This window comes from Streptococcus caballi DSM 19004 (genome assembly GCF_000379985.1).
Classification (GTDB): Bacteria; Bacillota; Bacilli; order Lactobacillales; family Streptococcaceae; genus Streptococcus; species Streptococcus caballi.
This window is the reverse complement of the sequence record NZ_KB904107.1, coordinates 56,201-80,581: the sequence shown is the minus strand read 5'-3', so window position 1 is coordinate 80,581 and position 24,381 is coordinate 56,201. Positions and strand designations below refer to the sequence as shown.

Sequence of the window (24,381 nt, the reverse complement as noted above, 5' to 3'; positions counted from 1 at the left end):
ATAAAAATGGAACTCCTAGTGTAAAAAGAAAAGAGTTGAAACACGCTCAACTCCCCTTTCTATTAATAAATGCTACAGGACCTTACTCAAGAAATCCTTTGTTCGTTCCTCCCTGGTATGTTCAAAAACTTGTTCTGGTGTGCCTTCTTCGACGATGACTCCACCATCCATAAAGATGACACGGTCTGCTACTTCACGTGCAAAGCCCATTTCATGAGTCACGATAGCCATTGTCATCCCTGATTTTGCCAAATCTTGCATAACGCTGAGCACTTCACCAACCATCTCTGGGTCAAGTGCCGAGGTTGGTTCATCAAAAAGCAAAACATCTGGATCCATTGCTAGACCACGCGCGATGGCAATACGCTGTTGCTGTCCACCAGAGAGACTTGGTGGATACGCATCCGCTTTATCTTTCAGGCCCACTTTTTCAAGTAAGTCATAGGCCTTACTTTCTGCTTCTACTTTTGGTAGCCCCTTGGTTTTAATCGGTGACAAGGTAATATTGTCCAGAACCGTCATATTTGGAAAAAGATTGAATTGTTGGAAAACCATCCCCATTTTTTCACGCATTTTGAAAATATCATTTTTCTTATCAGTAATATCAACACCTTCAAAGCTGATAGTTCCCTTAGTCGGCACTTCAAGCAAATTCATAGTACGAAGAAAAGTTGACTTACCAGAACCTGAAGGGCCAATGATAACAACTACTTCTCCAGCTTGAATATCTAAGTCAATGCCTTTCAGGACTTCATTCTTACCAAAATACTTATGAAGACCGTTAATTGAAATAATTGGTTGAGTCATTAGTTCTTATCCCCCTGTCCCATACGTTTTTCAAATTGTTTAAGCACTGCTGACAAAATCGTTGTCACCATGAGATAGTAGAAGGCCGCAAACAGTAGCGGAGTAACTGGCAAGTAAGTTGCTGTTACGACTGACTGGGCACCGTTCCACAACTCCATCACACCGATAGTTTGCAAGAGTGAGCTGTCCTTGATAATGGTGATGAATTCATTGCCCAACGCAGGTAAGATATTTTTAAAGGCCTGTGGCAAGATGACATAACGCATAGCGTTGACAGGACGAATACCAAGTGAGTAAGCAGCTTCAAGCTGACCTTTTGGCACAGCCTCAATCCCAGCTCTAACGATTTCAGAAATATAAGCTCCGCTATTGAGCGAAATAATAATGATACCGGGAAGTAGGCGTGAAAAATCAAGGTCAAGCACACCAAAACCAATAATGGGTGCCTTGCTAAAATGCATCCAAGCAAAAGCAATCATGATTTGCACAACCATAGGCGTCCCCCGGAAGACCCATACATAAAAACTCACTAACCAGTCCAAAATTTTAATGTTGGATCGCTTGATGAGGGCAACCAGCACCCCAATGATGGTACCGAAGATGACAACACAGGCCGAAATCATGATGGTGACCAGCACCCCATAATTGAAATAGGACCAGTACTTTGGTAAAAATGAAAAATCCATAAATGAGAACCTAAGAAGAGTGTATATCAAGGCTATAGCTCCTCTTAGTAAACCCCTTTCTTTCTACTTAAATATAATAATTTTAACTATTTTAACATAATCTGAATAAAAATACAAACAACCAACAAGATATACATGAAAAAAGAAGCATACTCCCTGAAAACAATCGTTCACAGAAGAAACTGCTTCTTTTCTAGTTTAGTAAGTCTTAGTAGAGTAAGTCGTAAATTTCCATAGCGATGAGGTCGATGCTATCAAATGAGTATGACTCACGTGCTTCAACGTCACGCAAAGTGAATACTGGACCATTTTCAGGGTCATTACTAAATGAAACTTCAGCAACAACAACTCCATCACGTTCAAAATTACGTTTCAGATTACTACTATCAGTCGTCATCAATTCCAGACGATTAATAATTCTCACCAAATGTGATTCCATAACGATTCTCCTATTCGTTTTTTGTCCTTTTCATTTTAACACAAATAGGAGCATTCGTCACTAGTTTAAAGATTTTTTAGCGAATTGTACATGATAGCCTTGATGGAGTGCATACGATTTTCAGCTTCTTGGAAAATAGCAGAGCTGTATTTTTGGAAGACTTCATCTGTGATTTCAAGTTCTGCAAGACCGTATTTATTATAGATATCCTGAGCAATCTCCGTATTGAGATCATGAAAGGCTGGCAGACAGTGCATCACAATAACATTAGGATTTTCAGTCTTGTCCACCAGATCAGCATTGATTTGGTAAGGCAGAAGCAGGTCGATACGTTCTTTAAAATCTACTTCCTCTCCCATGGATACCCAGACATCAGTGTAGAGCATATCAACCCCCTTTACAGCTGCCAAATCATCCGTAATAGTCAGTTCAGCGCCATTGTTGTGCTGCTCTGCTATGGTCACGATTTCAGGATCAGGTTGCAGGGAAGCTGGCGCAATAATCTTGACATTGATCCCCAAAATAGCTGAAGTCACCAAAAGGGAATTTGCTATGTTGTTGCGACCATCACCCACATAAGCAATAGTCAGTCCTTCTAAGTGGCCAAAATATTCTTTTAAAGTCATGAAATCCGCAATCATCTGAGTTGGATGCCATGTGTCAGTCAGGCCATTCCAGACAGCTACACCAGAATGTTCAGCCAGAGCTTCCACATCTTCTTGTTTGAAGCCTCGATACTCAATACCGTCAAACATAGAACCTAAAACCCTAGCAGTATCAACAACTGACTCCTTCTTGCCTAGCTGAATATCACCAGCACCAAGATAGGTCACGTTCATTCCCAAATCCTGCCCTGCAACAGTAAAGGCTGAACGTGTTCTGGTTGATGTTTTTTCAAAAATCAAGGCGATATTAAGTCCATCTAAATATTTATGAGGAATTCTCTTTCTCTTCAAGTCTTTGAATTTCAGAGATAAATCTATTAAATCCATTAATTCTGCTTGAGTAAAATCTATTTCTTTTAAAAAGGATAAGGCTTTTGTCATATGTTTCTCCTTGTATTTTTATACATTTTATTCTACATTATTATTCATAATTTAGCAAGCTTTTTTTGAAAAAACAACATTAGCACTCTCCGATCTCAAATGCTAATATTATAATCTTTTTACTTGCTTTCTTATCTCATGGTGCTATAATAAGATTATAAAGTTTGACCAATATTGACTATTGTCAAACGAAGTAGTCCAGAAAGAAAGGGGTACACTTATGCTTTGTCAAAATTGTAACCTAAATGAATCAACCATTCATCTATATACTAATGTCAATGGGCAGCAAAAACAAATTGACCTTTGCCAAAATTGCTACCAAATTATGAAGACGGACCCAAATAACGCTCTCTTGAAAGGCCTGTCTAACCAGCAGCCTAAGGGGGAAACTAGTTCTATCAACCCATTCTTTGATGATTTCTTTGGTGACCTTAATAATTTCCGTGCCTTCAATGGTGGTGATTTGCCAAATACGCCACCAACACTGGCTGGTGGTAACGGCGGTAACAATGGCAACAACCGTCGTCCAAATGGTCCCCGTCCGCAACAAGCTGCTCAGCAACCACAAGGACTTCTTGAAGAATTTGGTATCAATGTGACTGATATTGCTCGACGTGGTGACATTGACCCAGTCATCGGTCGTGATGCCGAAATTATCCGCGTAATTGAAATCCTTAATCGCCGTACCAAAAACAACCCTGTCCTTATCGGGGAGCCTGGTGTTGGTAAAACAGCCGTTGTCGAAGGCTTGGCACAAAAAATTGTTGACGGAAATGTTCCTCAAAAACTGCAAGGCAAGCAAGTTATACGCCTAGATGTCGTTAGCCTTGTTCAGGGAACTGGCATCCGCGGTCAATTTGAAGAACGCATGCAAAAACTCATGGAAGAAATCCGCAATCGTAAGGATGTCATCCTTTTCATTGATGAAATTCATGAAATTGTCGGTGCTGGCTCCGCTGGCGATGGCAACATGGATGCTGGAAATATCCTCAAACCTGCCCTTGCTCGTGGGGAATTGCAACTGGTCGGTGCGACAACTCTCAACGAATACCGTATCATTGAAAAAGATGCTGCGCTAGAACGTCGTATGCAACCTGTCAAAGTTGATGAACCATCTGTTGAAGAGACCATCACTATTCTCAAAGGCATCCAAAAGAAATACGAAGACTACCATCATGTTAAATATTCTGATGATGCCATTGAATCTGCGGCTGTTCTTTCAAATCGATACATCCAAGACCGTTTCTTGCCTGACAAGGCTATTGACCTTCTTGACGAAGCTGGTTCTAAGATGAACCTGACCCTCAATTTTGTTGATCCAAAAGAAATCGACCAACGTCTGATTGATGCGGAAAATTTCAAAGCGCAAGCCACTCGTGAAGAAGACTACGAACGCGCAGCTTATTTCCGCGACCAAATCGCAAAACTCAAGGAAATGCAAAATCAAAAGGTCGATGAACAAGACACACCGATCATTACTGAAAAAACAATTGAGCACATCATTGAAGAAAAAACTAACATCCCTGTTGGCGACCTCAAAGCCAAAGAACAATCGCAATTGATTCATTTGGCAGATGATCTCAAGGCTCATGTCATTGGCCAAGATGAAGCCGTTGACAAGATTGCCAAAGCTATCCGCCGCAACCGTGTCGGACTAGGTACGCCGAATCGTCCAATCGGTAGCTTCCTCTTCGTCGGTCCTACCGGTGTCGGTAAGACTGAACTATCTAAGCAACTGGCTATTGAACTCTTCGGATCTGCCGATAGTATGATTCGTTTCGACATGTCCGAGTATATGGAGAAACACAGCGTGGCTAAATTGGTTGGAGCACCTCCAGGGTATGTTGGCTATGAAGAAGCTGGTCAATTGACTGAAAAAGTTCGTCGCAATCCTTATTCACTGATTCTTCTCGATGAAGTTGAAAAGGCTCACCCAGACGTTATGCATATGTTCTTACAGGTCTTGGATGATGGTCGTTTAACTGATGGTCAAGGGCGCACGGTCAGCTTCAAGGATACGATCATTATCATGACATCAAATGCTGGTACAGGTAAGGTTGAAGCTTCTGTCGGTTTCGGTGCCGCTCGAGAAGGCCGTACAAATTCTGTTCTCGGTCAACTCGGTGACTTCTTCAGCCCAGAATTTATAAACCGCTTTGACGGTATCATCGAATTCAAATCACTTGATAAGGATAATCTCCTCCATATTGTTGACCTTATGCTAAATGACGTTAATGATCGCTTAGCTAACAACGGTATTCATCTAGAAGTGACTGACAAGGTTAAGGAAAAATTAGTTGATCTTGGCTATGATCCTAAGATGGGGGCTCGTCCACTTCGCCGCACAATTCAAGATAACATTGAGGATGCCATCACAGACTTCTACCTTGAAAATCCAAGCGAAAAAGACCTTAAGGCTGTCATGACAAGTAATGGCAAAATCATTATTAAATCTGCAAAGAAAACTGAAAAAGCTGAAGAAAGCGTTGCTGCAGACTAAAACTTATCAAACAAAATGAGGACTGGAAATCCAGTCCTCATTTTTTATAGTCAACTGAAACAATAGCAGGAAAAACATGATATAGCACTCGATTCTTGAGTGTGAAAGAGTATGAAGCCCCTTAGGGATAGTGGCAAGTCATACACCTGCTTTTTTAAGAGACAGGTGATGAGTTAAGAGCAGTGCGACTTGAACAAAGTGAAAGCCAGCATCTTTAGACGCTGGCTGGTGTTTTAGGCTTACAGTCCCTGTTTACTCCCCGTTTGACGGATTATTTCATTGTTCTAGTCTTTCAATGCCTTCTCCATCATTTTTGAAAATGGTGTATGGTAATAAATAAAATAAGCTACCACTGCTCCTAAGATAACAGCAAAACCGTCAAAAGGCAATTTTAAAATAGCATAGGCTGGTGTCGCGTAGACAAAAGAACGTCCAAGAAAGTAACCCAGCAAATCAATGATCCCTCCTAAAATAAAAGCCGCTATGACTTTCGTTTTTAGAAAAGGAGCTCTGCTATTTTTCAAAATCAAGGCAATGACAAGAACCTGCAGGCTATGAGTCACTAGGGTGACGAACATGGGCGCTGGGTAAAAGAAGAAATCTCCCAAAAAAGAGCCGAGTCCTGCTATGATAACTACTTCCATAGGCTGGAAATAAAGCGTCACTAGAAAAATAAGGATGGTATTGAAATAAAAATGTCCGCCAGGAACAGGAATACTAAAGACACTTGAGCTTAAAATAATCATCAAGGCCATAAAAAAGGCGGCAAGAGTTAAACGTTTGGTTGACATGCTATCACTCCTTCAACTTAAATTAAGAATATTCTAACAGTTTTACCAAAAAAAGCAAGTCTCATTTTTCACATTTACTAAGAATAAGACTATAACTTATGAAAATCAATAGGAAATTTTCCATTTTTTTAGTATAATACTCTAAAGGAGAAATCTAATGAAGCATCCAACATTCGGTCAAAAAATTGAAAATGTCGATTACAAAGCACGCTATGGCGTTTATGCTGTCATTCCTAACTCAGAAAAGGAGAAAATCATCCTCGTTCAGGCACCTAATGGTGCTTGGTTTTTACCAGGAGGTGAGATTGAAACTGGCGAAGACCGTATGAAGGCTTTAGATCGTGAATTAATCGAAGAGCTTGGTTTTATCGCTGAAATAGGAGAATATTATGGTCAAGCTGATGAATACTTTTATTCTAGCCACCGCGATACTTATTTTTACAACCCAGCTTACATCTACGAAGTCGTCAATTTCCAAGAAGCTGGAGCTCCGCTTGAGGATTTCAACCATTTAGCTTGGTTTCCTGTCGAAGAAGCCAAGGACAAGCTAAAACGCGGCAGTCATAAATGGGGGGTTGAAGCTTGGCAAAAAAATCATCAATAAGTCAAGATTTTCAACTTTCAGCTTAAATTAGTGATATAATAGTAACAGAAACACACTAGGAGGAATTTTATGAGGCTCATCAATACAACAAGTAGTCATCCGGAACTCGTCAGAAATCAGTTAAGAAATACAGATGCCACCTTGGTTGAAGTCTACTCTGCCGGTAATACAGATGTCGTTTTCACCCAAGCCCCTAAGCATTATGAACTGCTTATTACCAACAAATATCGCGCTGTTAAAGACAATGAGCTCGAAGCCATCCGTGAGTTCTTCCTTAAACGCAAAATTGATAAGTCAATCGTTCTCATGGATAAATTAAAAACTGTGCATACAGCGAAACTAATTGAAATTTCATTTCCAACAACCGTCTAAAGTAGGCTAATTAGCTTACTTTTTATTATTGCTAAAATTTTAATATCCAACCTTCTGCTGATAATGAGTCATCTCATGTAGGTAGCTAAACTACCTCCAAAAATACCTTAGTCAAATCCATTCAAACTTATCCTAGTTTAGAAAACGGTTTCGCTCATCAGCTCACATAAAAGCTCACCTGACTGATTGTCAGGTGAGCTTTCGTATTCTTTAGTTAATAAGCAAGATTGCTTATTTGTCTTTAACTTCAAAACCTTGAGCAACGGCATCAGTAAAGTTAGCTTCAACGATTTGAGCACAGTGGTCACAAATACTTACGCCGTATGGACGTTCTTTTACACTTTCATCAATGCGGCGGCAGCGATCACAAACTTCACCATGAGCGTGTTCAACTGTGAAAGCCACATGTTCAAATGTCACTGCATCTTTTGGAGCTTCTTCTTTAGAAATTGTCAACTCTGAAACAATCAATAATTGTGCCAGATCGCTATCTAAAGCTGCCAACTCTGTACGGACTGCTTCATCAGCATAGATGGTCAAGTGAGCCTCCAGCGATTTACCGATAACTTTAGCATTTCGAGCTTCCTCAAGGGCCTTTTGAGCTTGGGTACGAAGCGTCATGAAGGCTGACCATTCTTCTAAGATAGTATCTTGGTTTGCGAAAGTTTCAACTTCTGGTAATTCAGCCAATTGAACAAAATCTTCCGCCTCAAACTCAAGGTAAGACCAAATTTCTTCCGCTGTGTGAGGAAGGATTGGTGTTAAGAGTTTGGTGATTTTCACCAAAATATCATAGAAGACGGTTTGCATTTGACGGCGAGCTACACTGTCTGCTGCTTCGATGTAAACCACATCTTTGGCAAAATCAAGGTAAAAGGCTGATAAATCAACGGTGATAAAATTCACAACTGCCTTATAAATGCTGAGGAAGTCATACTTTTCATAGGCATCACGGATGGTTTTAATAAGACTGTTGAACTTGATGGTCATATACTTGTCAACTGGACGAAGGCTCTCAAAAGCAATGGCATCTGTATTAGGATTAAAATCAGATGTATTGGCAATTAGGAAACGCAAGGTGTTACGAATTTTCCGATAAGTTTCAGACGTTTGTTTCAAGATATCCATAGAAATCCGAACATCGTTACTTGAATCCACACTTGTCACCCAGAGGCGCAAGATTTCTGCACCAAATTGTTTTTCAACATCACTTGGTAAAATAGTATTTCCCAATGATTTAGACATTTTTTCGCCCTTTCCATCCAAGGTAAAACCTTGTGAAAGAACTGCTTTATATGGTGCGTGTCCATTAACCGCCACCGAAGTAATTAAGGATGAGTTGAACCAACCGCGATATTGGTCAGAACCTTCAAGATAAAGGTCTGCTGGGTATTCCAAACCTTCACGAGTATTCATAACACCGTTCCAAGATGAACCTGAGTCGAACCACACATCCATGATGTCTGTTTCTTTTTCAAAAATACCGTTTGGTGAGCCTGGGTGAGTGAAACCTTCTGGAAGCAAGTCTTTAGCATCACGTTCCCACCAGATAATTGAGCCTTCTTTTTCAAAAAGATCTGCAACATGATCAGTCACTTCTTTTGTCATGATAGCTGTACCATCTTCAGCATAGAAGATTGGAAGTGGCACTCCCCATGCACGTTGACGAGAAATGACCCAATCACCACGGTCACGAATCATATTATAGAGGCGGGTATGTCCCCAAGATGGATAAAATGTTGTCTTATCAATTTCATTAAGAATATCTTGGCGGAATTTAGATACAGAAGCAAACCATTGTGGTACAGCACGCCATATGATAGGCTTCTTCGTACGCCAGTCAAATGGGTATGAGTGAGTAATGACTTCTTTAGCCAAAAGCAAGTCACCTAATTTTTCGATAACAGTTGGCACAACCTTGTCGTAGAACTGACCTTGAAAATCAGCGCCAGCATTTTCCATCATAATACCACGCTCATCAACTGTAACGACAACATCAACGCCGTATTTAACACCAACATTGTAGTCGTCTTCACCGAAGCCCGGAGCCGTATGGACAATACCAGTACCTGAATCAAGGGTGACGTGATCACCAAGAATTACTAGTTCTTCAATTTCAGGATCCCAAGGGTGTTCAGTGGTAACCATTTCAAGTTCAGCACCTTTGTGACGAGCCACAATTTCAAATGATTCCCAGCCAAATTTCTCAGCCAAGCTATCAAGAAGTCCTTCTGCAACCAGATACTTACGGTCAGAACCTTCTGGTACAACAACAACATAGTCAAAATCAGCTCCCATTGTCAAAGCGCGTGATGCTGTGATGGTAAATGGCGTTGTTGTCCAAACAACAATATAAGTGCCATCATCAAGGATACCTTTACCATCTTTAACTTTATTTGCATAGTAGAGAGATGTAGAGTCAATATCGTGATATTCGATTTCAGCTTCAGCAAGAGCAGATTCTGATGACCATGACCAGTAAACCGGCTTGGCACCTCGGTAGATATAGCCTTTATCAGCCATAGCTCCGAAGACTCGGATTTGCGCCGCTTCATAAGCAGGCGTCAAAGTCACATAAGGATTTTCCCAATCTGCAGAAACACCCAAACGTTTGAAATCATTACGTTGCTTGTCAACTTGAGAGAGTGCATAATCACGGCACATTTTTAAGTATTCTGCACGATCAAGCTCTTTACGTTTCACACCTTGCTTAGCCAAAACTTGCTCAATTGGCAGACCATGCGTGTCCCAACCAGGAACATAAGGAGCCCGGAAGCCCGACATAGACTTAGAACGCACAATAATATCTTTTGAAATTTTATTAAGTGCATGTCCAACGTGGATATTACCATTGGCATAAGGAGGACCGTCATGCAACTGGAAAGATGGCTTGTCAGCATTTAGTTGTTGACGCTTATCATAAATATTAGCCTGTTCCCATTCTTTTTGCCATTGAGGTTCCTTGTTGGGAAGGCCAGCACGCATTGGGAAAGCTGTTTTCCCCAAATTTAGGGTTTCTTTTAATTTCATCATAACTCCTCAAAATTTTTATAAATAATATAAAAAGCCTCCATCATAAAGGACGAAAGCTCGTGGTACCACCTTAATTTAGAAAGTCTTCAAAATAATAAAATTACTGTAAGACTTTCCCTCTTGAGCTTGTAAGGTAAGCTCCGTCCCTTCTTTCTTACTAGATTCGGAAAGAATCAATAGAAAATGATCATCTTAATCCAAGTGATTACAGATCTCGCACCCTCATCTGTTCGCTGAAAATATTGAACTAAAATCCTGTTTTTCTTAATCTTCGATATTTAATTTAAAGGTTTGTGTTTCCCCTAGATTAATCGCCTCCGCTTCTGAAGAAGTATCAAACAAGTCTGGTTGTTCTTCTTCCAGCTGTTTGTTGCTTTCTTCAACGCGACGTTGCAACTCTTCCATTTCTTCTGGAGTAAACTGACGTGTTGCATCAAATGAGGCTTCATCTGTCACTTCAGGAACATGTTCGTCTAAAACTTTTTCTACAACTTCACGGAAAGCAGCATCTGAATTTTGAAGGTAAACAGCAGTCGGTTGCAACAAACTTTCCCATTCAGGTGACTTAACCAAACCAAGTTGCCCTTCAATAGCAGCGACTAAGCGTTGGTGGAAAACACGCGTTTGACGTTTTAAATCTTCTGTTTCCACTGCCACACGTTTGGCTTCATCCGTTGCATCACGTAAAATTTGATTAGCTTTTGTTTTAGCTTCGTTAATCAAATGATCAGCATCATAGTTAGCCTTGCTGACAAGATTAGTTGCTTCGTTTGACGCTGAACTTTTAACTTTTTCAGCTGTTTCTTGCGCTAAAATAACAGATTGACTCAATGATTCTTTCATTTCATCAAAATAAGCTAATTTTTCTTCTAAAATTTTAATTTGATTTTGCTGTTCATGATTTTGACGAACCAATTCTTCATAATCTTCTACAACAATATCAAGAAATTCATTAACTTCTTCTTCGCTATAACCGCGGAACTTGTTGCTAAATGTCTTATCTTTAATTTCAAGTGCTGTAAGTGCCATGACTTCTCCTTATTTATGTAACGTTTTTTCTACTGTTAATTTATATTTACCACTCTTAGAAAGTCCATTCTCTGACAGAATAGACACTCGCCCAAAACCTCTGATACTCAGTAAATCTCCGATTTGAACTAGTTCTGACGGACTATTAACCAATCCATAATTAAGTTTGACTTTCTCTGCCTCAATCAGTTTAATTGCCTGACTTCTTGACAACTTCAGGGCGCTGGAGATAATCTTATCCAATCGCATACTAGAAACTAGGATAGCCGATTCTATTTTCTGTGAACTAGTTTCAATAAGTTTGCTCAGCGGAACTTCTTTGATTATTATAGAAGCTCGGCCTATTTTAGAAATGTTATCAGTCACATAGGTAGCCATGCCCTTGTCAATCAAGACTTGAGCACAGCCATTGCCCAAAATAATATCACCCAAAACTGAGCGCCTAATTCCTAGCTGATTGAGCAGCGTTCCCATTATCTGACTGTGCGTCAAATTATTGAATTTACTATTATAGTCAATCTCAAGCAAGCTTATCTCGAAATCAACCTGGTCAAGGCTATAATAATCAGGCGCGATAATTACCTTAGCATACTCTGTCGGGTAATAATCACTGGATATGAAATAAGTTAATCCGCGTTGACTAAGAATATTTTTGACCAACAAAACTTGCCTAGGATTGAGAAACTCTGTCGTTAGACTCAGATAAGTCTCCTCAACTCGGTTGGCATAATCATCAATCTTATCAAGAAAAGTATGCTCATCAGGTCGAAAATGCTGGTAACTCCCCTTTTTAACCATCAGCTGAAGAGATTAATCAGAAGACTGCTCAAAAGATTAAGAGCAAGCATTACTGCAAGAACAGTAAAGTCCAAACCTGCGAACTGTAAATTCAATCGTCTAAAAGGTCTAATAACAGGTTCGACAAGTTGTGTAATCAATCTTCCTAAGCCTGTCTCATAAGCTCCTGGAAACCAAGAAAGCAAAGCATAAATCAAAAGCAAGTAGGAATAAACCCGGATTGTTTTTAATAATATAATTAAAATAAAAGCTAACATCATCAACGTCTCTTCATATCAAAATCATAGCCAAAGTCTTGACCACTATTTGGCGTCAGGATTTCCTCAATATCTACCACAACATTAACTGGAGTTAAGAGATACATTGAACTTCCCACTTTTTGTAATGAACCCGACAATACTTTGCTTGCACCATCAATGAAATCAAGACAACGTCTAGCCTGAGCATCCAACATATATTGGAAATCAATCAGAACACACTCGTTTTTAATCAATAAATCAACAATTTCCTGTGCATCTTCATACTTACGAGGATACTTGAGAGCTATCGTTGTCGTTAACTCTTGTCTTTGAGGGGTCGACTGGGCAGACAAAGGGCGAACATTCTGTCTATCAGAATGTTGTCTTGTCGCTTGAGATGACACTGGAGCTTTCTGATTAGCTGTTGCCTGTGTACGAACTTGTGATCGGTTAGCATCCCTCTGTTCAGCTGCTGTTTTGAATTGAGCAGATTGAGCCTGAGGACGTTGTGGCGTTTGCGAAACTTGGTTATCAACGGTCTCTTCCACATCACTCACTTCATCTGTATCAAAATATGAAATAAATTTTTCAAATCTATCTTTAAATGCCATAGTTTTCTCCTACTATTTAAAGAACGAAGTGCCTATTCTAACAAAGGTTGAGCCATTTTTGATAGCGATCTGATAATCGCCACTCATTCCCATACTTAATTCCGTCAGAGGCATATTCTTTATTTTTCTATCTTGCAATTGACGTCTCAGTTGATTAGTCCTTGCAAAAATAGTGTCAATTTCATCCTGGCTAGCATCAATTGGAGCCATTGTCATCAGTCCAACAACAATGACTTTATCAAAGTTAGCTATTTCTGCGATGGCTTCTTCAACTTCAGTTACTTTGAAACCATGTTTGCTTTCTTCTTCGGAAATATTAACCTGTAAAAAACATTTTACTGGTTTTTCAGCCCTCTTCTGAATTTCAGCAGCTAGTTTCACTGAGTCTAAGGCGTGAAAATAATCAACAAAATTAATTACTGATTTAACTTTTCGACGTTGCAAACTACCAATTAGATGCCAAGTTAGCTGTTGATCCTTCAAAGCCTCGTACTTATCCAGAAACTTATCCACACGATTTTCACCAATGTGCTCAATTCCTGTGTCAACCAACTTCTTAGCTGTTTCGCTGTCAACATACTTTGTGACAGCAATCACATTAACACTGTTTTTAGACCGATTAGCAGCCTCGGCCGCCAAAGCAACCTGTTCAAAAATTAAATTTTTGTTTTCTTGTAAATTCATTTTTAACGGTTTTTAAAGAATGGTGGTGTTTCTAACTCGTCATCATCAGTTTCATCACCTGAGAAAGCAGACATTGTTAACTTGCTGTCCAATTCACCTTCTGTAGGTCGTGAAATATTATCACGACGCAGATCCCAGTTGCCAAAAGCAGAACCTTGTTGTTGATTTGGCTGAGCTGTTTGAGCTTGACTTGCTGGCATTTCATGACTTTCGTTCATGTCATAATTAACAGGGCGCTCAAATGCTGACGATTGAGGTGCTGTTTGTGTTTGACCAGTAGCAAATTGAGCGTACTGAGCGCCTGCTGCTTGTTGAGCATTAGCTTGTGTGAAAGTACGAGTTTGATTAAAACCTGCTGCTTTATCAGCACGATCTTGACGAACGCCTGTTGCTACGACAGTCACACGAATTTCATCCTTCATATCCATGTCAATTGAAGTACCAAGCCAAATATTGACACCCTTACCAGCCGCTTGGCTAACGATTTCTGAAGCTTCCTCTGCTTCAGTCAAAGTCATGTCCATACCACCAGTTACGTTAACAATAACATCTTCTGCACCGTCAATCGTTGTTTCAAGAAGTGGTGAGTAGATCGCTTTACGAGCAGCCTCAGTGATACGTTCTTCACCTGAACCAACTCCGATACCCATGAGGGCGTTTCCTTTGTTAGCCATAACAGTTTTAACGTCTGCAAAGTCAAGATTGATGAGGCCTGGATTGGTAATCAAGTCTGTAATTCCTTGAACACCTTGACGCAGAACGTTATCAGCTTCGCTCAAAGCTTCAAGAAGTGGTGTCTTCTTATCTACAATTTCAAGTAAGTTGTTATTTGAAATAATCAGCAAAGTATCAACTTGTTCACGTAGCTCTTGAATACCTTCTGCAGCAAAGTTACCACGTTTATTCCCTTCAAAACCGAAAGGACGTGTTACAACAGCAACTGTAAGAGCACCCAAACTTTTAGCGATACGGGCAATAACTGGAGCAGCACCTGTACCAGATCCACCACCCATACCTGCTGTGATAAACACCATGTCAGCACCAGTAAGAGCTTCCGTTAATGCTTCTTCGCTTTCTTCAGCAGCCTTGCGACCAATTTCAGGTTGTCCTCCAGCACCAAGTCCACGAGTCAATTTAGGACCTAACTGAATAACAGTTTCAGCTTTTGAAGAGCTCAATGCTTGGATATCAGTGTTTGCTGCAATAAATTCAACCCCAGCAACACCTTCATCAATCATACGATTGATGGCATTACCTCCGCCACCACCGACTCCGATTACTTTAATTACCGCACCTTGAACGGATGCTGAATCAAATGAAAATACCATTTTTATTCCTCACTTAATTTGTTTAATCAAACATGCTACCAAAAATGCCACGTACACGTTCACTGAGTTTTGGTTTAGCCTCAGCTGGATCTTGTACTGGTGGTAGCGTCTCAATATTAGGAACCACATCTCTTTGTGGCACAGGGTGATCATTGAACACAGGAACCTTCTGTTCTTGTGGACTGAAATCAATTGGTTTACGTCTCAGCAGTTCTTCGCCAAACACTGCCTTTTGAGCAATAACATCAACATCTGACATAGTTCCAACAAATTCAACTAAGCCGATAACACCTGCAAACATCGGATTGCGAATCCCTACTTGGTTTGGCACATGCAGTTTCACATTGACACCCAAAATTTCTTGAGCTAATTCAACAACTCCTGGCATAATAGCTCCGCCACCAACCAAGATGACACCACCTGGTAAATCTAGCAAGCGAGCACGTTCCAAATCTTGTTTAACACGTTCCAAAATATGGCGAACACGAGCTGAGATGATTTCAGAAAGATATCTTTCCGTCACATCAACAGGCAACTCACTGCCAACCACATCTACTTTCACTGTTTCCGTCACGCTAGTTTCTGAAATATTAGCACTACCAAAGTTAAATTTCAGTGCCTCTGCAATCTGCATAGATGTTTTAAGCACTTTTGAAATATCTTTAGTAACATATTCGCCACCTTCTGCATATGTATTCGTGAATTGCAGTTCTTGAGCACGCATAGAAGCAACTGTCGTTTGACCGCTGCCCATATCAATTACCGTAGCACCAAATTCACGTTCTCCTTCGTTGAGGACTGATTTGGCTAAGGCCAATGGTGAAATGATAATATTTTCTACCGTGATACCTGCACGTTCCACCGTTTTACGAAGATTATGCAAAATAGTGCTTGGTCCCGTGTAAATTAGACCTCGCATTTCCAAACGAATGCCCATCATACCACGTGGATCGCGGATGCCTTGGAAACCATCTACAATAAACTCTTCTGGAATAACTGAAATAACTTCGCGTTCTGGATTAATACTCTTCGTCAACGCTGATTTCACAACGCTGTCAACATCCTCATCCTTGATTTCCTTTGATTCACTTGGCACAGGAATCATACCTTGTGTTGGTTCAATCTGAAGAAGATTGGCTGGCAGGCCTACGTTAATTTTGTCGATCGTAATACCCGCTTTTTCTTCTGCCTGTTCAACAGCTTTTTTTATTGCTTCTGCTGCCGCTTCAATATCAATTATAATTCCATCTTTAACGCCAGTGCTTGGCACATTACCAACACCGATAACGTTCATTTCACCAGAAATAAACTCTGCGACTAGAATTTTAATCGAGCTTGTCCCTATATCCAAACCTGTAAAAAAGCCATTTCTAGCCATTCACTCGACCTCACTATCTTTCCTAACTTTTACTATTCTAAAATCTGCCAAATAGCAGAATTATTCAGAGAATATTATATCATAAAAAAACGTAAAATGTTATTATTTTACGTTTTTTGTTATATAAACTTAATTTTGTTCTGGTACCGTTTCATCGCTTGTTTCTGTTGATGTAGCAGAACCCGTGCTGGACTCTGTTGACTCTGCAGCAGAAGCTGATTCACCATTAGATTGTTCTGTTGAAACCGTTGTTTCAGAACTCTCTGATGTTTCTGGTGCAGGCTGCGCTTCAATATCAGCCGTAGTTGTATAAATACCAACTTCCATATCAACAATAGTAGCATCTTGAAGTGTCTTTTTGATTTTGTCATAATAAGGCAACTTTGTTTCAATTTCTGACAAAGGAACACGCACCATATGTCCATCATGCATCTCAAGCGATAGTAAATCAGTTGTTGATTTAGAATCAGCCGAATTGATTGTCTTGATTTCCTTGACCAAGTTCTTATCAAGTTTTGACAGACTGACGTTAAGTTTTTGAATAGCAGCCTCATCCGATAGATTGATAACGAGGTATTTCTCTGGCAATTCCGACGCATTAATCGCTTCGACTCGAGCTCCTGTTTCAAGAATAGGTTGATAGCCAGAATCCGTCTGAGTATAGGCTAAAACATCGTATTCTTTGATCCTTAGTTCAAAACGGTTGGGAAATTGATAAGTAAGCCTAGCACTTTTCACCCAAGGACTAGACGCCTTAATCTTAGCTTCATAACTTGCATGATTAATGTATAGACTGGAAATATAATCTGTCTTTTTTATGCCTGAACTCTGCAGTAACTCTTCAGTCAACACATGAGAATTTCCAGTAACCGTTACACCTCCTTGCTTGCTAAAGGGCGAAATCAAAAAGAGCGAAACCAGCATCACTAAGCTAGCCACAATTAAAACAGGGGAGGACTTCTTTAAAGCCTTAATTTTTTTACTTGGACGCTTTTTTTTCTTGGGCTTTTTAGGAGATTTTTCTTCCTCAGGAGCAGTCTTTGGAGACTTGCCCCTTCCCTCTTCTTTTTCTTCTAAATTAGCTCTATGAAATCTTTCCTTTCGCTCTCGAAGTTTTTCTTCTGCTTCCTCCTTCTGAGCTTTCTTTCGCTTTAAAAATTCAATATTACGCTTCTGCCATTCTGTCAGCACAACCTCTTCTTTTTCCTGCTTGTCATCTTTTTTCTTTTTGGTCATCTATTTTCCTTTAACTTGGGCAATATCAGTCGTCAACAGATCATAAAAAGCCTCCTGTGACTTGATCTCACTTGAATTTGCCATCGTATTTTCATATTTTTCCTTTTGAGATAATAGCTGAGCGACTTCTTTCTTTAAGTTTTCAAAAGTCAGTTCTGGCTCTTGCAGTTGACGGGCGTAGCCTCTCTTTTCAAAATAAGCCGCATTCTCCAGCTGGTCACCGCGAGAAGCTTCTTTCCCAAGTGGAACAATGAGGTGCAACTTACGCATGGCAACCAACTCAAAAATCGTATTAGAACCGCCTCGGGTCACCACCACATCTGCCAAATCCATAAGAGGTTGATACAAATCTGTCACATAATCCACACGATAAAGATGTTTGGTCAATGTATTTAGTGACTTGTCACCCGAGATATTAATCACATTGAAGAGTTCAGTTAATTCTGGTGTTTGGCTGATAAATTCATTAAAAACACGTGCCCCAGCGGAGCCTCCGATAAAAAGCAAGGTTTTTAAACTGGGGTTAAAGTTTTTCTTGATTTGGTCAAGCTCAGCCGAATCAGTCTGGCTAAGGACAGCCTTTTTAACACCAACTTTAGTGATGGCTCCAACGTGTTTAGCTTTTGTCAAACCTTGAGCTTGTTCAAATGTTGTGTACATGGTTGTCGCAAACTTATAGGCGATTTTGTTTGCAAGCCCCATAGACAAATCAGACTCATGGACAAAGACAGGAACACCCAAAGTTTTGGCTGCGATTACTGGTGGAACGGATACGAAACCACCTTTTGAAAAAAGAGCTTGCGGACGAATTCTTGCAATAATAGCCAGAGACTGAAGAACACCCCAACCAACTTTAAAAATGTCCAACAGATTTTGCCATGAGAAATAACGACGGAGTTTCCCTGTCGCAATAGAATGAAAGGTCACGTCAAGCCCAGATTTTTCAATCTGCTCATGCTCAATACCATGCTTGTCACCAATATAGTGAACCTCCCAACCATCCTTTAGGAACTTAGGAATCAAAATCAAATTAAGAGTAACATGACCAACAGTCCCGCCGCCCGTAAAAACAATTTTCTTGACCATGATTATTCTCCCTTGATAGCTTCAAAGGCAGCAATGAATTCGTCACCGCGGACTTCAAAGTTCTTATACATATCCCAGCTAGCATTGGCCGGGCTGAGGAGAACGACATCGCCCGCGCTAGCATTTTCAAAGGCAATATGAGCCGCGTCCGAAACATTTTTAGCGTCAACATAAGCTACTCCAGCCTTATCCGCTGCACGTTTAACGCGCGGAGCAGATTCTCCAAGAATAACCATGAGTTTAAGACCAGTAATGTCAGGCACCAACTCATCAAATTCATTGCCACGGTCAAGACCGCCAGCGATGAGAATGACTTTGCTATTGTCAAAGCCAGAAAGCGCTTTTTGAGTTGCCAAAATATTGGTTGACTTGGAATCATTGTAGAATGTAACACCGGTAATTTCACCAAGAGCCTGAAGACGGTGTTTAACACCACCAAAATGAGCCAAAGTTTCCTTGATAGCATCAGTAGCAATGCCTGATAATTTAGCAACAGCGATAGTGGCAAGAGCATTTTCCACATTATGACTTCCTGGCACACCAACTTCGTTTGCCTGCATGATAGCCTCGCCTTTAAAGTAAAGGGTGCCATTTTCTAGATAAGCTCCGTCAACCTTTTCAGTTGTTGAGAAGGGAACGACGGTCGCTTGTGTCTTTTGTGCCAATTCTTTTGCCAAATCTTGGTTAAAATTAAGAACTAAAAAATCTTGAGTAGCCATATTTTTTTGAATATTCCACTTGGCTGCAACATAGTCGTCAAAAGAACCATGATAATCAATATGAGTCGGCATCAGGTTAGTAATAACTGCAATATGTGGGTGAAAAGCTTCAATTCCCATCAATTGGAAAGAAGACAGCTCCATAACTAGCACATCCTGGTCGGTAGCGGTTTGTGCAACCTCTGAAGCAGGAAAACCAATGTTGCCAGACAAAAGACCAGATTGACCACCATTATTCAAGGTTTCTGCAATCATGGTAGTCGTTGTTGTTTTACCGTTTGAACCTGTAATACCAATAATTGGCGCATCCGAAATCAAATAAGCCAATTCAACCTCGGTAATAACAGGAATCTTCTTTTCACGTGCACGTGCTACCATTGGATTATCATAGCGAATACCTGGATTTTTAACCATAAGTTCAAAATTTTCATCCAAGAGTTCCAAAGGATGACTACCACATATGACCTTAATACCTTCTTCAAGAAGAGCCTGTGCTGATGGGTTTTCATCAAAAGGTTTGCCATCGTTAACCGTAACAATGGCACCAAGTTTAGCCAAAAGACGGGCGGCAGCTTCTCCTGATTTGGCTAAACCAAGCACCAGAACCTTTTTATTTGCAAATGTTTTAATTGATTTCATAACAAGTCCATTCTATCATTTAATCTCGCCTACTATTCTACCTTTATTTGCAGGCTTTTTCAAGAACAAGAGTCATCCGAAACAGCTCTGCTATTTTCCCACATAAAAAGAGGTGGAAAATTCCAACCTCTTCAACTTTACTTGTTTTTTTTAGGCTTTTTTGCTGGGAGCTTAATCACATCTCTAAAAGCCAGATAACCTAAATAAATCATAGCGATGCTAACAAAAAATTCCGGTGGTGTTTGCATAATTTTAACAAAACCAGCAGCAGCTAAAACACAAAGGACGGCGACTAGACCGACTAAGCCAATCATTCCCAAAGTATTCTTTACCGACTGAGGAGCCATGAAAAAATAATATGAAATCAATAAAACAGCAACGATTAGATAGAACATTCTCACGCTCCTTTCTAATTCTGTCCAAATTTAATAAAGTCTTCGAATCATTATTCTTCAGCTGATTTTTTCTTTTTAGCAGCTTTAGCACGCAAGTTCTTATCAAGAATTTGTTTGCGTAATCGAATGGATTCTGGTGTAACTTCCATGTATTCATCGTCGTTGAGGAATTCAAGAGATTCTTCGAGTGTCAAAATACGTGGTGTTTTGATAACAGCTGTTTGGTCCTTAGTTGCTGAACGGACGTTGGTCATTTGTTTAGCCTTAGTGATATTAACAGTCAAATCATTATCACGTGAATTTTCACCAATAATCATTCCTTCGTAGACTTCAGTACCTGGATTAACAAAGATTGTACCACGTTCTTCAATTGACATGATAGAGTAAGTAGTTGCTTTACCTGTATCAATAGAAACAAGGGCACCACGGTGACGTCCGCCAATTTCAGCATTAATATAAGGCATGTATTGGTCGAAAGTATGGTTCATGATACCATAACCACGTGTCATTGACAGAAATTCTGTTGGATAACCAATCAAACCACGTGCTGGCGCCAAGAAAATCAGACGTGTTTGTCCATTACCAGTTGATTGCATGTCAAGCATCTCACCTTTACGCTCAGAAAGAGATTGAATGACTGCACCTTGATATTCTTCTGGTGTATCAATCTGAACGCGTTCAAATGGCTCACATTTCACTCCATCAATTTCTTTGATGATAACTTCTGGACGTGACACTTGAAGTTCATAACCTTCACGACGCATAGTTTCAATTAGAATTGACAAATGCAATTCACCACGACCTGATACCGTCCATTTATCTGGTGAATCAGTTGCTTCAACACGAAGTGATACGTCAGTTTGCAATTCAGCAAGCAAGCGTTCTTCAACCTTACGAGATGTAACGAATTTACCTTCACGTCCTGCAAATGGTGAGTTATTTGCCAAGAAAGTCATTTGAAGAGTTGGCTCGTCAATATGGAGAATTGGCAATGGTTCAACGCAGTCTGTCGGTGTGATGGTTTCTCCGACGAAGATATCTTCCATACCTGAAACAGCAATTAAATCACCGGCTTTAGCTTCTTGGATTTCACGACGCTCAAGACCAAAGAAACCAAAAAGTTTAGTGACACGGAAGTTTTTAGTTGTGCCATCAAGTTTTGAAAGAGTAACTTGATCTCCAACTTTAACTTTACCACGGAAGACACGGCCGATACCGATACGTCCAACGAAATCATTGTAATCAAGAAGAGACACCTGGAATTGAAGTGGTTCATCGGAGTTATCAACTGGTGCTGGAATATGTTCAATGATGGTATCAAAGATTGGAGCCATTGTGTGCTCTTGATCAGCGGGATCATCTGACAAAGAAGACGTTCCGTTGATAGCTGAAGCGTAAACTACTGGGAATTCCAATTGATCATCGTCTGCACCAAGTTCGATGAAGAGTTCAAGAACCTCGTCAACCACTTCTTCTGGACGTGCAGAGGGTTTATCAATCTTATTAACAACAACGATTGGTACTAGATCTTGTTCCAAGGCTTTTTTCAACACAAAACGTGTTTGTGGCATTGTTCCTTCGTAGGCATCAACAACAAGAACAACCCCATCAACCATTTTCATGATACGTTCAACTTCTCCACCGAAGTCCGCGTGTCCTGGTGTGTCCATGATGTTGATACGTGTACCGTTGTAAGCTACGGCAGTATTTTTAGCAAGGATAGTGATACCACGTTCCTTTTCAAGATCGTTTGAGTCCATGGCACGCTCTTGTAGTTCTTTACGCTCATCAAGAGTATGTGATTGTTTCAACAATTCATCAACAAGGGTTGTTTTCCCGTGGTCAACGTGGGCAATAATAGCAACGTTGCGGATATCGTCTCTTAATTTAGTCATTTTTTCCTCTATCGTTTATAATTTATTCTAACTTTTGAATTATACCACAAATGACATGAAAAAACAGAGATAAAGTTAGTGTAAATGTTTTCACCAAGCTAAATCTGACTGTTATTAAAGTGGCTAGCCAGATTAGTAAACTGCTATAGCGGCTTTTTGCTCCACCGGCTTTTGTCGCATCACAATGTTATTATCCCTGACTGGTCAAAATGGCCTTCGTAATACTACAAAAAGGACTTTAACAGTTAAAATAGCTTTCGTACCACTGCAAGAGGGAAAATGAGCGGTCGGGAAGAGTTTCGTGGTGGTTCAAAATAGATATAAAATACTTTTAAATAGCTTTTGCCATGACAGTATCTAATTCAAAAGCAAGAACAGACTAGAGAATTTTTCGAGAGCATCCATTGACAGGTCTGAGAAAACTCTGAAGGAGCAACTGGGAGGTAAAAATGTTATCAGAAGTCACAAAAACGACCTCATTACAGAAGTCGTTTGCTTTCTTATTTTACTTTACCCGTCCAATAGTCAAAGTCGTCCTTGAGGACATAAACATCTTTGTAGCCAGCCTTTTTCAGCAGGATAACAATACGTGGAATAGCTGTGCCTCGACTGCTATCATAGAGCAAAACTGGCTTGTCTTTGCGAATAGCCGACATCGATTGCTCAAACTGGGCAGCTGGAAAATTACGGGCTCCCAAGATATGTTTTTCATGGAAAGAACTTGCATCACGGACATCAAAGAGTTGACCAGTATGAAGCAGCGCTTCAAATTCCGCATTAGGAATATATTTAGCCGCTTTACGTGCGCGATAATAGTTCCAAACCAGCCAGCAAAGCAAAGCTAGCGCTGCAATCAACAAAATAATGGTAAAAACAGACATTTCTTCTCCTTATTTGATAAATTGACTGGCTAGACTAGCGGCTCCGATGATCCCAGCATCATTTCCCAGCTCCGCTATTTTTACTTTTGTAGAACGACGAACTTGTGGGAAAGCATATTTTGTAAAGTAGTTTTCGACACGGCTACGTAGGAATTCTCCCGCAGCTGAAACGCCTCCTCCGATGACTACTGAATCTGGATTAAGGATATTTGAAATGTTTGCTGTCGCCAATCCTAAGTAATAAGAAACCTTTTCGACAACTGAATCAGCAAATTTATCACCTTGAGCAGCTGCTTGGAAGATATCTTTACTACTTACCGCTTCACCATTATCAATCGCAGCCTTAATGAGAGAATCTCCCTCGTACTCCTCAGCCAAATGGCGCGCTACACGAACAACCCCTGTTGCTGAAGCAACTGTTTCTAGGCAGCCTTTATTGCCACAGGTACATTCAAAACCATCCTCTGGCTCTACAATGATGTGCCCGATTTCGCCACCAGCACCTGCAACCCCGTGAATGAGGTTTCCATCCGCAATAACACCACCACCAACACCTGTTCCTAGAGTTACGAAAACAACATCAGGGTTATTGGCTCCTGCACCTACCCAACGTTCACCTAAAGCGGCCACATTAGCATCGTTATCAATAGCAAATGGAATGCCAACCTCCCTTTCGATAACTGAACCGACCTCTTGCGTGTCTGCCCAATTCAAATTGAAGGCTCCTGTAACTGTTTTTTTCTCACGGTCAACAGCACCTGGGGAACCCATACCAATTCCAACAAAATCATCTTTGGTTAAACCATACAAAGCCAAACGGTGTTTTAGAGAGGCCACAATGTCAGGTACAATATGCTTTCCACCTTCCAAAATATTGGTTTCGATAGCCCATTTTTCCTGTACTTGTCCATCAAGTGTCAAAATACCAAATTTAATGGTTGTTCCGCCAAGGTCAATACCTAAAAGTTTCTTAGTCATGTTTATCTTCCTTTTCAAGTTCTAGTCTGTGCTCGCGTCGTAAAATTAATTCAGCTTGCAGATAGTCTTCTTTTTCAATTAAGCCATTATCGTAGAGCCGTTCAAGCTCAATTTTCATGACTTCAATATCATAAAGCCTTTTGCCAATGTAAACATAAATGCCAAACCGTTTTAAGAGTTGTTGCACATCAAATAATGTTTTCATAT

The 24,381-nt window shown here is 40.3% G+C and carries 24 protein-coding genes; 3 read left to right on the top strand and 21 right to left on the bottom strand.

Features of this window, described 5'->3' with window-relative positions; all coding sequences use genetic code 11:
- Nucleotides 1-72 precede the first annotated feature (72 nt).
- From A3GS_RS0109425 to argF, 4 genes are all read right to left on the bottom strand, one after another.
- On the bottom strand, nt 73-807 hold the full coding sequence (locus A3GS_RS0109425) for an amino acid ABC transporter ATP-binding protein (protein WP_018365156.1): 735 nt from the start codon (nt 805-807) through the stop codon (nt 73-75).
- Nucleotides 807-1,493: an amino acid ABC transporter permease gene (locus tag A3GS_RS0109420; RefSeq protein WP_018365155.1), complete on the bottom strand. Its 687-nt coding sequence runs from the start codon at nt 1,491-1,493 to the stop codon at nt 807-809. Before A3GS_RS0109420 ends, A3GS_RS0109425 begins: the two co-directional genes overlap by 1 nt.
- Before the next feature lie 208 nt (nt 1,494-1,701).
- Nucleotides 1,702-1,932 carry a DUF1797 family protein gene (locus A3GS_RS0109415; protein ID WP_003063726.1) on the bottom strand — a complete coding sequence of 77 codons (231 nt, stop codon included), beginning with the start codon at nt 1,930-1,932 and terminating at the stop codon, nt 1,702-1,704.
- A gap of 65 nt (nt 1,933-1,997) precedes the next feature.
- The gene (gene argF, locus A3GS_RS0109410; RefSeq protein ID WP_018365154.1) at nt 1,998-2,978 is read right to left on the bottom strand and encodes an ornithine carbamoyltransferase; all 981 of its coding nucleotides are present in this window, start codon (nt 2,976-2,978) and stop codon (nt 1,998-2,000) included.
- 220 nt (nt 2,979-3,198) lie between these two features.
- Here argF and A3GS_RS0109405 point away from each other — a divergent pair, with 220 nt between their 5' ends.
- Nucleotides 3,199-5,478, top strand: a complete 2,280-nt coding sequence (locus A3GS_RS0109405; RefSeq protein WP_018365153.1) for an ATP-dependent Clp protease ATP-binding subunit — start codon at nt 3,199-3,201, stop codon at nt 5,476-5,478.
- A 284-nt stretch (nt 5,479-5,762) separates the two neighbouring features.
- Here the strand turns inward: A3GS_RS0109405 and A3GS_RS0109400 are convergent, their stop codons facing one another.
- A complete protein-coding gene (locus A3GS_RS0109400) occupies nt 5,763-6,269 on the bottom strand; it encodes an ECF transporter S component (RefSeq protein WP_018365152.1) in 507 nt (168 codons plus the stop codon).
- Between the two features lie 157 nt (nt 6,270-6,426).
- On the opposite strand from A3GS_RS0109400, the gene A3GS_RS0109395 reads away from it, so the two are divergent.
- Both A3GS_RS0109395 and A3GS_RS0109390 read left to right on the top strand, forming a co-directional pair.
- A complete protein-coding gene (locus A3GS_RS0109395) occupies nt 6,427-6,873 on the top strand; it encodes an NUDIX hydrolase (protein WP_018365151.1) in 447 nt (148 codons plus the stop codon).
- Nucleotides 6,874-6,942: 69 nt separating this feature from the next.
- Nucleotides 6,943-7,245 (top strand): DUF1827 family protein, encoded by a 303-nt coding sequence (locus A3GS_RS0109390; RefSeq protein ID WP_018365150.1) that lies wholly within the window; start codon nt 6,943-6,945, stop codon nt 7,243-7,245.
- Nucleotides 7,246-7,476: 231 nt separating this feature from the next.
- Here A3GS_RS0109390 and ileS read toward each other — a convergent pair whose 3' ends face one another.
- The 16 genes from ileS to A3GS_RS0109310 all read right to left on the bottom strand — a co-directional run bounded on the left by ileS (nt 7,477) and on the right by A3GS_RS0109310 (nt 24,379).
- Nucleotides 7,477-10,275: an isoleucine--tRNA ligase gene (gene ileS, locus A3GS_RS0109385; protein WP_018365149.1), complete on the bottom strand. Its 2,799-nt coding sequence runs from the start codon at nt 10,273-10,275 to the stop codon at nt 7,477-7,479.
- Nucleotides 10,276-10,542: 267 nt separating this feature from the next.
- Nucleotides 10,543-11,307 carry a DivIVA domain-containing protein gene (locus A3GS_RS0109380; RefSeq protein ID WP_018365148.1) on the bottom strand — a complete coding sequence of 255 codons (765 nt, stop codon included), beginning with the start codon at nt 11,305-11,307 and terminating at the stop codon, nt 10,543-10,545.
- A gap of 9 nt (nt 11,308-11,316) precedes the next feature.
- The gene (locus A3GS_RS0109375) at nt 11,317-12,105 is read right to left on the bottom strand and encodes a YlmH family RNA-binding protein (protein WP_018365147.1); all 789 of its coding nucleotides are present in this window, start codon (nt 12,103-12,105) and stop codon (nt 11,317-11,319) included.
- Nucleotides 12,105-12,362: a YggT family protein gene (locus A3GS_RS0109370; RefSeq protein WP_026216352.1), complete on the bottom strand. Its 258-nt coding sequence runs from the start codon at nt 12,360-12,362 to the stop codon at nt 12,105-12,107. Before A3GS_RS0109370 ends, A3GS_RS0109375 begins: the two co-directional genes overlap by 1 nt.
- Nucleotides 12,363-12,364: 2 nt before the next feature.
- Nucleotides 12,365-12,955 (bottom strand): cell division protein SepF, encoded by a 591-nt coding sequence (locus A3GS_RS0109365; protein ID WP_018365145.1) that lies wholly within the window; start codon nt 12,953-12,955, stop codon nt 12,365-12,367.
- 12 nt (nt 12,956-12,967) lie between these two features.
- On the bottom strand, nt 12,968-13,639 hold the full coding sequence (locus A3GS_RS0109360; protein WP_018365144.1) for a YggS family pyridoxal phosphate-dependent enzyme: 672 nt from the start codon (nt 13,637-13,639) through the stop codon (nt 12,968-12,970).
- A 2-nt stretch (nt 13,640-13,641) separates the two neighbouring features.
- Nucleotides 13,642-14,967, bottom strand: a complete 1,326-nt coding sequence (gene ftsZ / locus A3GS_RS0109355) for a cell division protein FtsZ (RefSeq protein WP_018365143.1) — start codon at nt 14,965-14,967, stop codon at nt 13,642-13,644.
- Nucleotides 14,968-14,989: 22 nt separating this feature from the next.
- Nucleotides 14,990-16,345: a cell division protein FtsA gene (gene ftsA / locus A3GS_RS0109350; protein ID WP_018365142.1), complete on the bottom strand. Its 1,356-nt coding sequence runs from the start codon at nt 16,343-16,345 to the stop codon at nt 14,990-14,992.
- Nucleotides 16,346-16,474: 129 nt separating this feature from the next.
- Nucleotides 16,475-17,581, bottom strand: a complete 1,107-nt coding sequence (locus A3GS_RS0109345) for a cell division protein FtsQ/DivIB (protein WP_018365141.1) — start codon at nt 17,579-17,581, stop codon at nt 16,475-16,477.
- The gene (locus A3GS_RS0109340; RefSeq protein ID WP_018365140.1) at nt 17,582-18,667 is read right to left on the bottom strand and encodes a UDP-N-acetylglucosamine--N-acetylmuramyl-(pentapeptide) pyrophosphoryl-undecaprenol N-acetylglucosamine transferase; all 1,086 of its coding nucleotides are present in this window, start codon (nt 18,665-18,667) and stop codon (nt 17,582-17,584) included.
- A gap of 2 nt (nt 18,668-18,669) precedes the next feature.
- Nucleotides 18,670-20,025, bottom strand: a complete 1,356-nt coding sequence (gene murD, locus A3GS_RS0109335; protein ID WP_018365139.1) for a UDP-N-acetylmuramoyl-L-alanine--D-glutamate ligase — start codon at nt 20,023-20,025, stop codon at nt 18,670-18,672.
- Between the two features lie 137 nt (nt 20,026-20,162).
- Nucleotides 20,163-20,420, bottom strand: coding sequence for a DUF3165 family protein (locus tag A3GS_RS0109330; RefSeq protein ID WP_018365138.1), 258 nt, complete (start codon nt 20,418-20,420; stop codon nt 20,163-20,165).
- 50 nt (nt 20,421-20,470) lie between these two features.
- On the bottom strand, nt 20,471-22,315 hold the full coding sequence (typA, locus tag A3GS_RS0109325) for a translational GTPase TypA (RefSeq protein ID WP_018365137.1): 1,845 nt from the start codon (nt 22,313-22,315) through the stop codon (nt 20,471-20,473).
- Between the two features lie 500 nt (nt 22,316-22,815).
- Nucleotides 22,816-23,196, bottom strand: a complete 381-nt coding sequence (locus A3GS_RS0109320) for a rhodanese-like domain-containing protein (RefSeq protein ID WP_018365136.1) — start codon at nt 23,194-23,196, stop codon at nt 22,816-22,818.
- A gap of 9 nt (nt 23,197-23,205) precedes the next feature.
- Nucleotides 23,206-24,174, bottom strand: coding sequence for an ROK family glucokinase (locus A3GS_RS0109315; protein ID WP_018365135.1), 969 nt, complete (start codon nt 24,172-24,174; stop codon nt 23,206-23,208).
- Nucleotides 24,167-24,379 (bottom strand): YqgQ family protein, encoded by a 213-nt coding sequence (locus A3GS_RS0109310; protein WP_018365134.1) that lies wholly within the window; start codon nt 24,377-24,379, stop codon nt 24,167-24,169. The genes A3GS_RS0109315 and A3GS_RS0109310 overlap by 8 nt, the downstream gene beginning before the upstream one ends.
- Between the last annotated feature and the right edge of the window lie 2 nt (nt 24,380-24,381).

Excerpts from the sequence above, each read along its gene's own strand:
- murD (WP_018365139.1), bottom strand. The coding sequence starts at position 20,025 with ATGAAATCAATTAAAACATTTGCAAATAAAAAGGTTCTGGTGCTTGGT.
- A3GS_RS0109420 (WP_018365155.1), bottom strand. The coding sequence starts at position 1,493 with ATGGATTTTTCATTTTTACCAAAGTACTGGTCCTATTTCAATTATGGG.
- A3GS_RS0109390 (WP_018365150.1), top strand. The coding sequence starts at position 6,943 with ATGAGGCTCATCAATACAACAAGTAGTCATCCGGAACTCGTCAGAAAT.
- A3GS_RS0109415 (WP_003063726.1), bottom strand. The coding sequence starts at position 1,932 with ATGGAATCACATTTGGTGAGAATTATTAATCGTCTGGAATTGATGACG.
- A3GS_RS0109370 (WP_026216352.1), bottom strand. The coding sequence starts at position 12,362 with ATGTTAGCTTTTATTTTAATTATATTATTAAAAACAATCCGGGTTTAT.
- ftsA (WP_018365142.1), bottom strand. The coding sequence starts at position 16,345 with ATGGCTAGAAATGGCTTTTTTACAGGTTTGGATATAGGGACAAGCTCG.
- A3GS_RS0109310 (WP_018365134.1), bottom strand. The coding sequence starts at position 24,379 with ATGAAAACATTATTTGATGTGCAACAACTCTTAAAACGGTTTGGCATT.
- argF (WP_018365154.1), bottom strand. The coding sequence starts at position 2,978 with ATGACAAAAGCCTTATCCTTTTTAAAAGAAATAGATTTTACTCAAGCA.
- A3GS_RS0109365 (WP_018365145.1), bottom strand. The coding sequence starts at position 12,955 with ATGGCATTTAAAGATAGATTTGAAAAATTTATTTCATATTTTGATACA.
- A3GS_RS0109345 (WP_018365141.1), bottom strand. The coding sequence starts at position 17,581 with ATGACCAAAAAGAAAAAAGATGACAAGCAGGAAAAAGAAGAGGTTGTG.
- A3GS_RS0109315 (WP_018365135.1), bottom strand. The coding sequence starts at position 24,174 with ATGACTAAGAAACTTTTAGGTATTGACCTTGGCGGAACAACCATTAAA.
- A3GS_RS0109405 (WP_018365153.1), top strand. The coding sequence starts at position 3,199 with ATGCTTTGTCAAAATTGTAACCTAAATGAATCAACCATTCATCTATAT.
- A3GS_RS0109380 (WP_018365148.1), bottom strand. The coding sequence starts at position 11,307 with ATGGCACTTACAGCACTTGAAATTAAAGATAAGACATTTAGCAACAAG.
- ileS (WP_018365149.1), bottom strand. The coding sequence starts at position 10,275 with ATGAAATTAAAAGAAACCCTAAATTTGGGGAAAACAGCTTTCCCAATG.
- A3GS_RS0109400 (WP_018365152.1), bottom strand. The coding sequence starts at position 6,269 with ATGTCAACCAAACGTTTAACTCTTGCCGCCTTTTTTATGGCCTTGATG.
- ftsZ (WP_018365143.1), bottom strand. The coding sequence starts at position 14,967 with ATGGTATTTTCATTTGATTCAGCATCCGTTCAAGGTGCGGTAATTAAA.
- A3GS_RS0109360 (WP_018365144.1), bottom strand. The coding sequence starts at position 13,639 with ATGAATTTACAAGAAAACAAAAATTTAATTTTTGAACAGGTTGCTTTG.
- A3GS_RS0109375 (WP_018365147.1), bottom strand. The coding sequence starts at position 12,105 with ATGGTTAAAAAGGGGAGTTACCAGCATTTTCGACCTGATGAGCATACT.
- A3GS_RS0109330 (WP_018365138.1), bottom strand. The coding sequence starts at position 20,420 with ATGTTCTATCTAATCGTTGCTGTTTTATTGATTTCATATTATTTTTTC.
- typA (WP_018365137.1), bottom strand. The coding sequence starts at position 22,315 with ATGACTAAATTAAGAGACGATATCCGCAACGTTGCTATTATTGCCCAC.
- A3GS_RS0109340 (WP_018365140.1), bottom strand. The coding sequence starts at position 18,667 with ATGGTCAAGAAAATTGTTTTTACGGGCGGCGGGACTGTTGGTCATGTT.
- A3GS_RS0109425 (WP_018365156.1), bottom strand. The coding sequence starts at position 807 with ATGACTCAACCAATTATTTCAATTAACGGTCTTCATAAGTATTTTGGT.
- A3GS_RS0109320 (WP_018365136.1), bottom strand. The coding sequence starts at position 23,196 with ATGTCTGTTTTTACCATTATTTTGTTGATTGCAGCGCTAGCTTTGCTT.
- A3GS_RS0109395 (WP_018365151.1), top strand. The coding sequence starts at position 6,427 with ATGAAGCATCCAACATTCGGTCAAAAAATTGAAAATGTCGATTACAAA.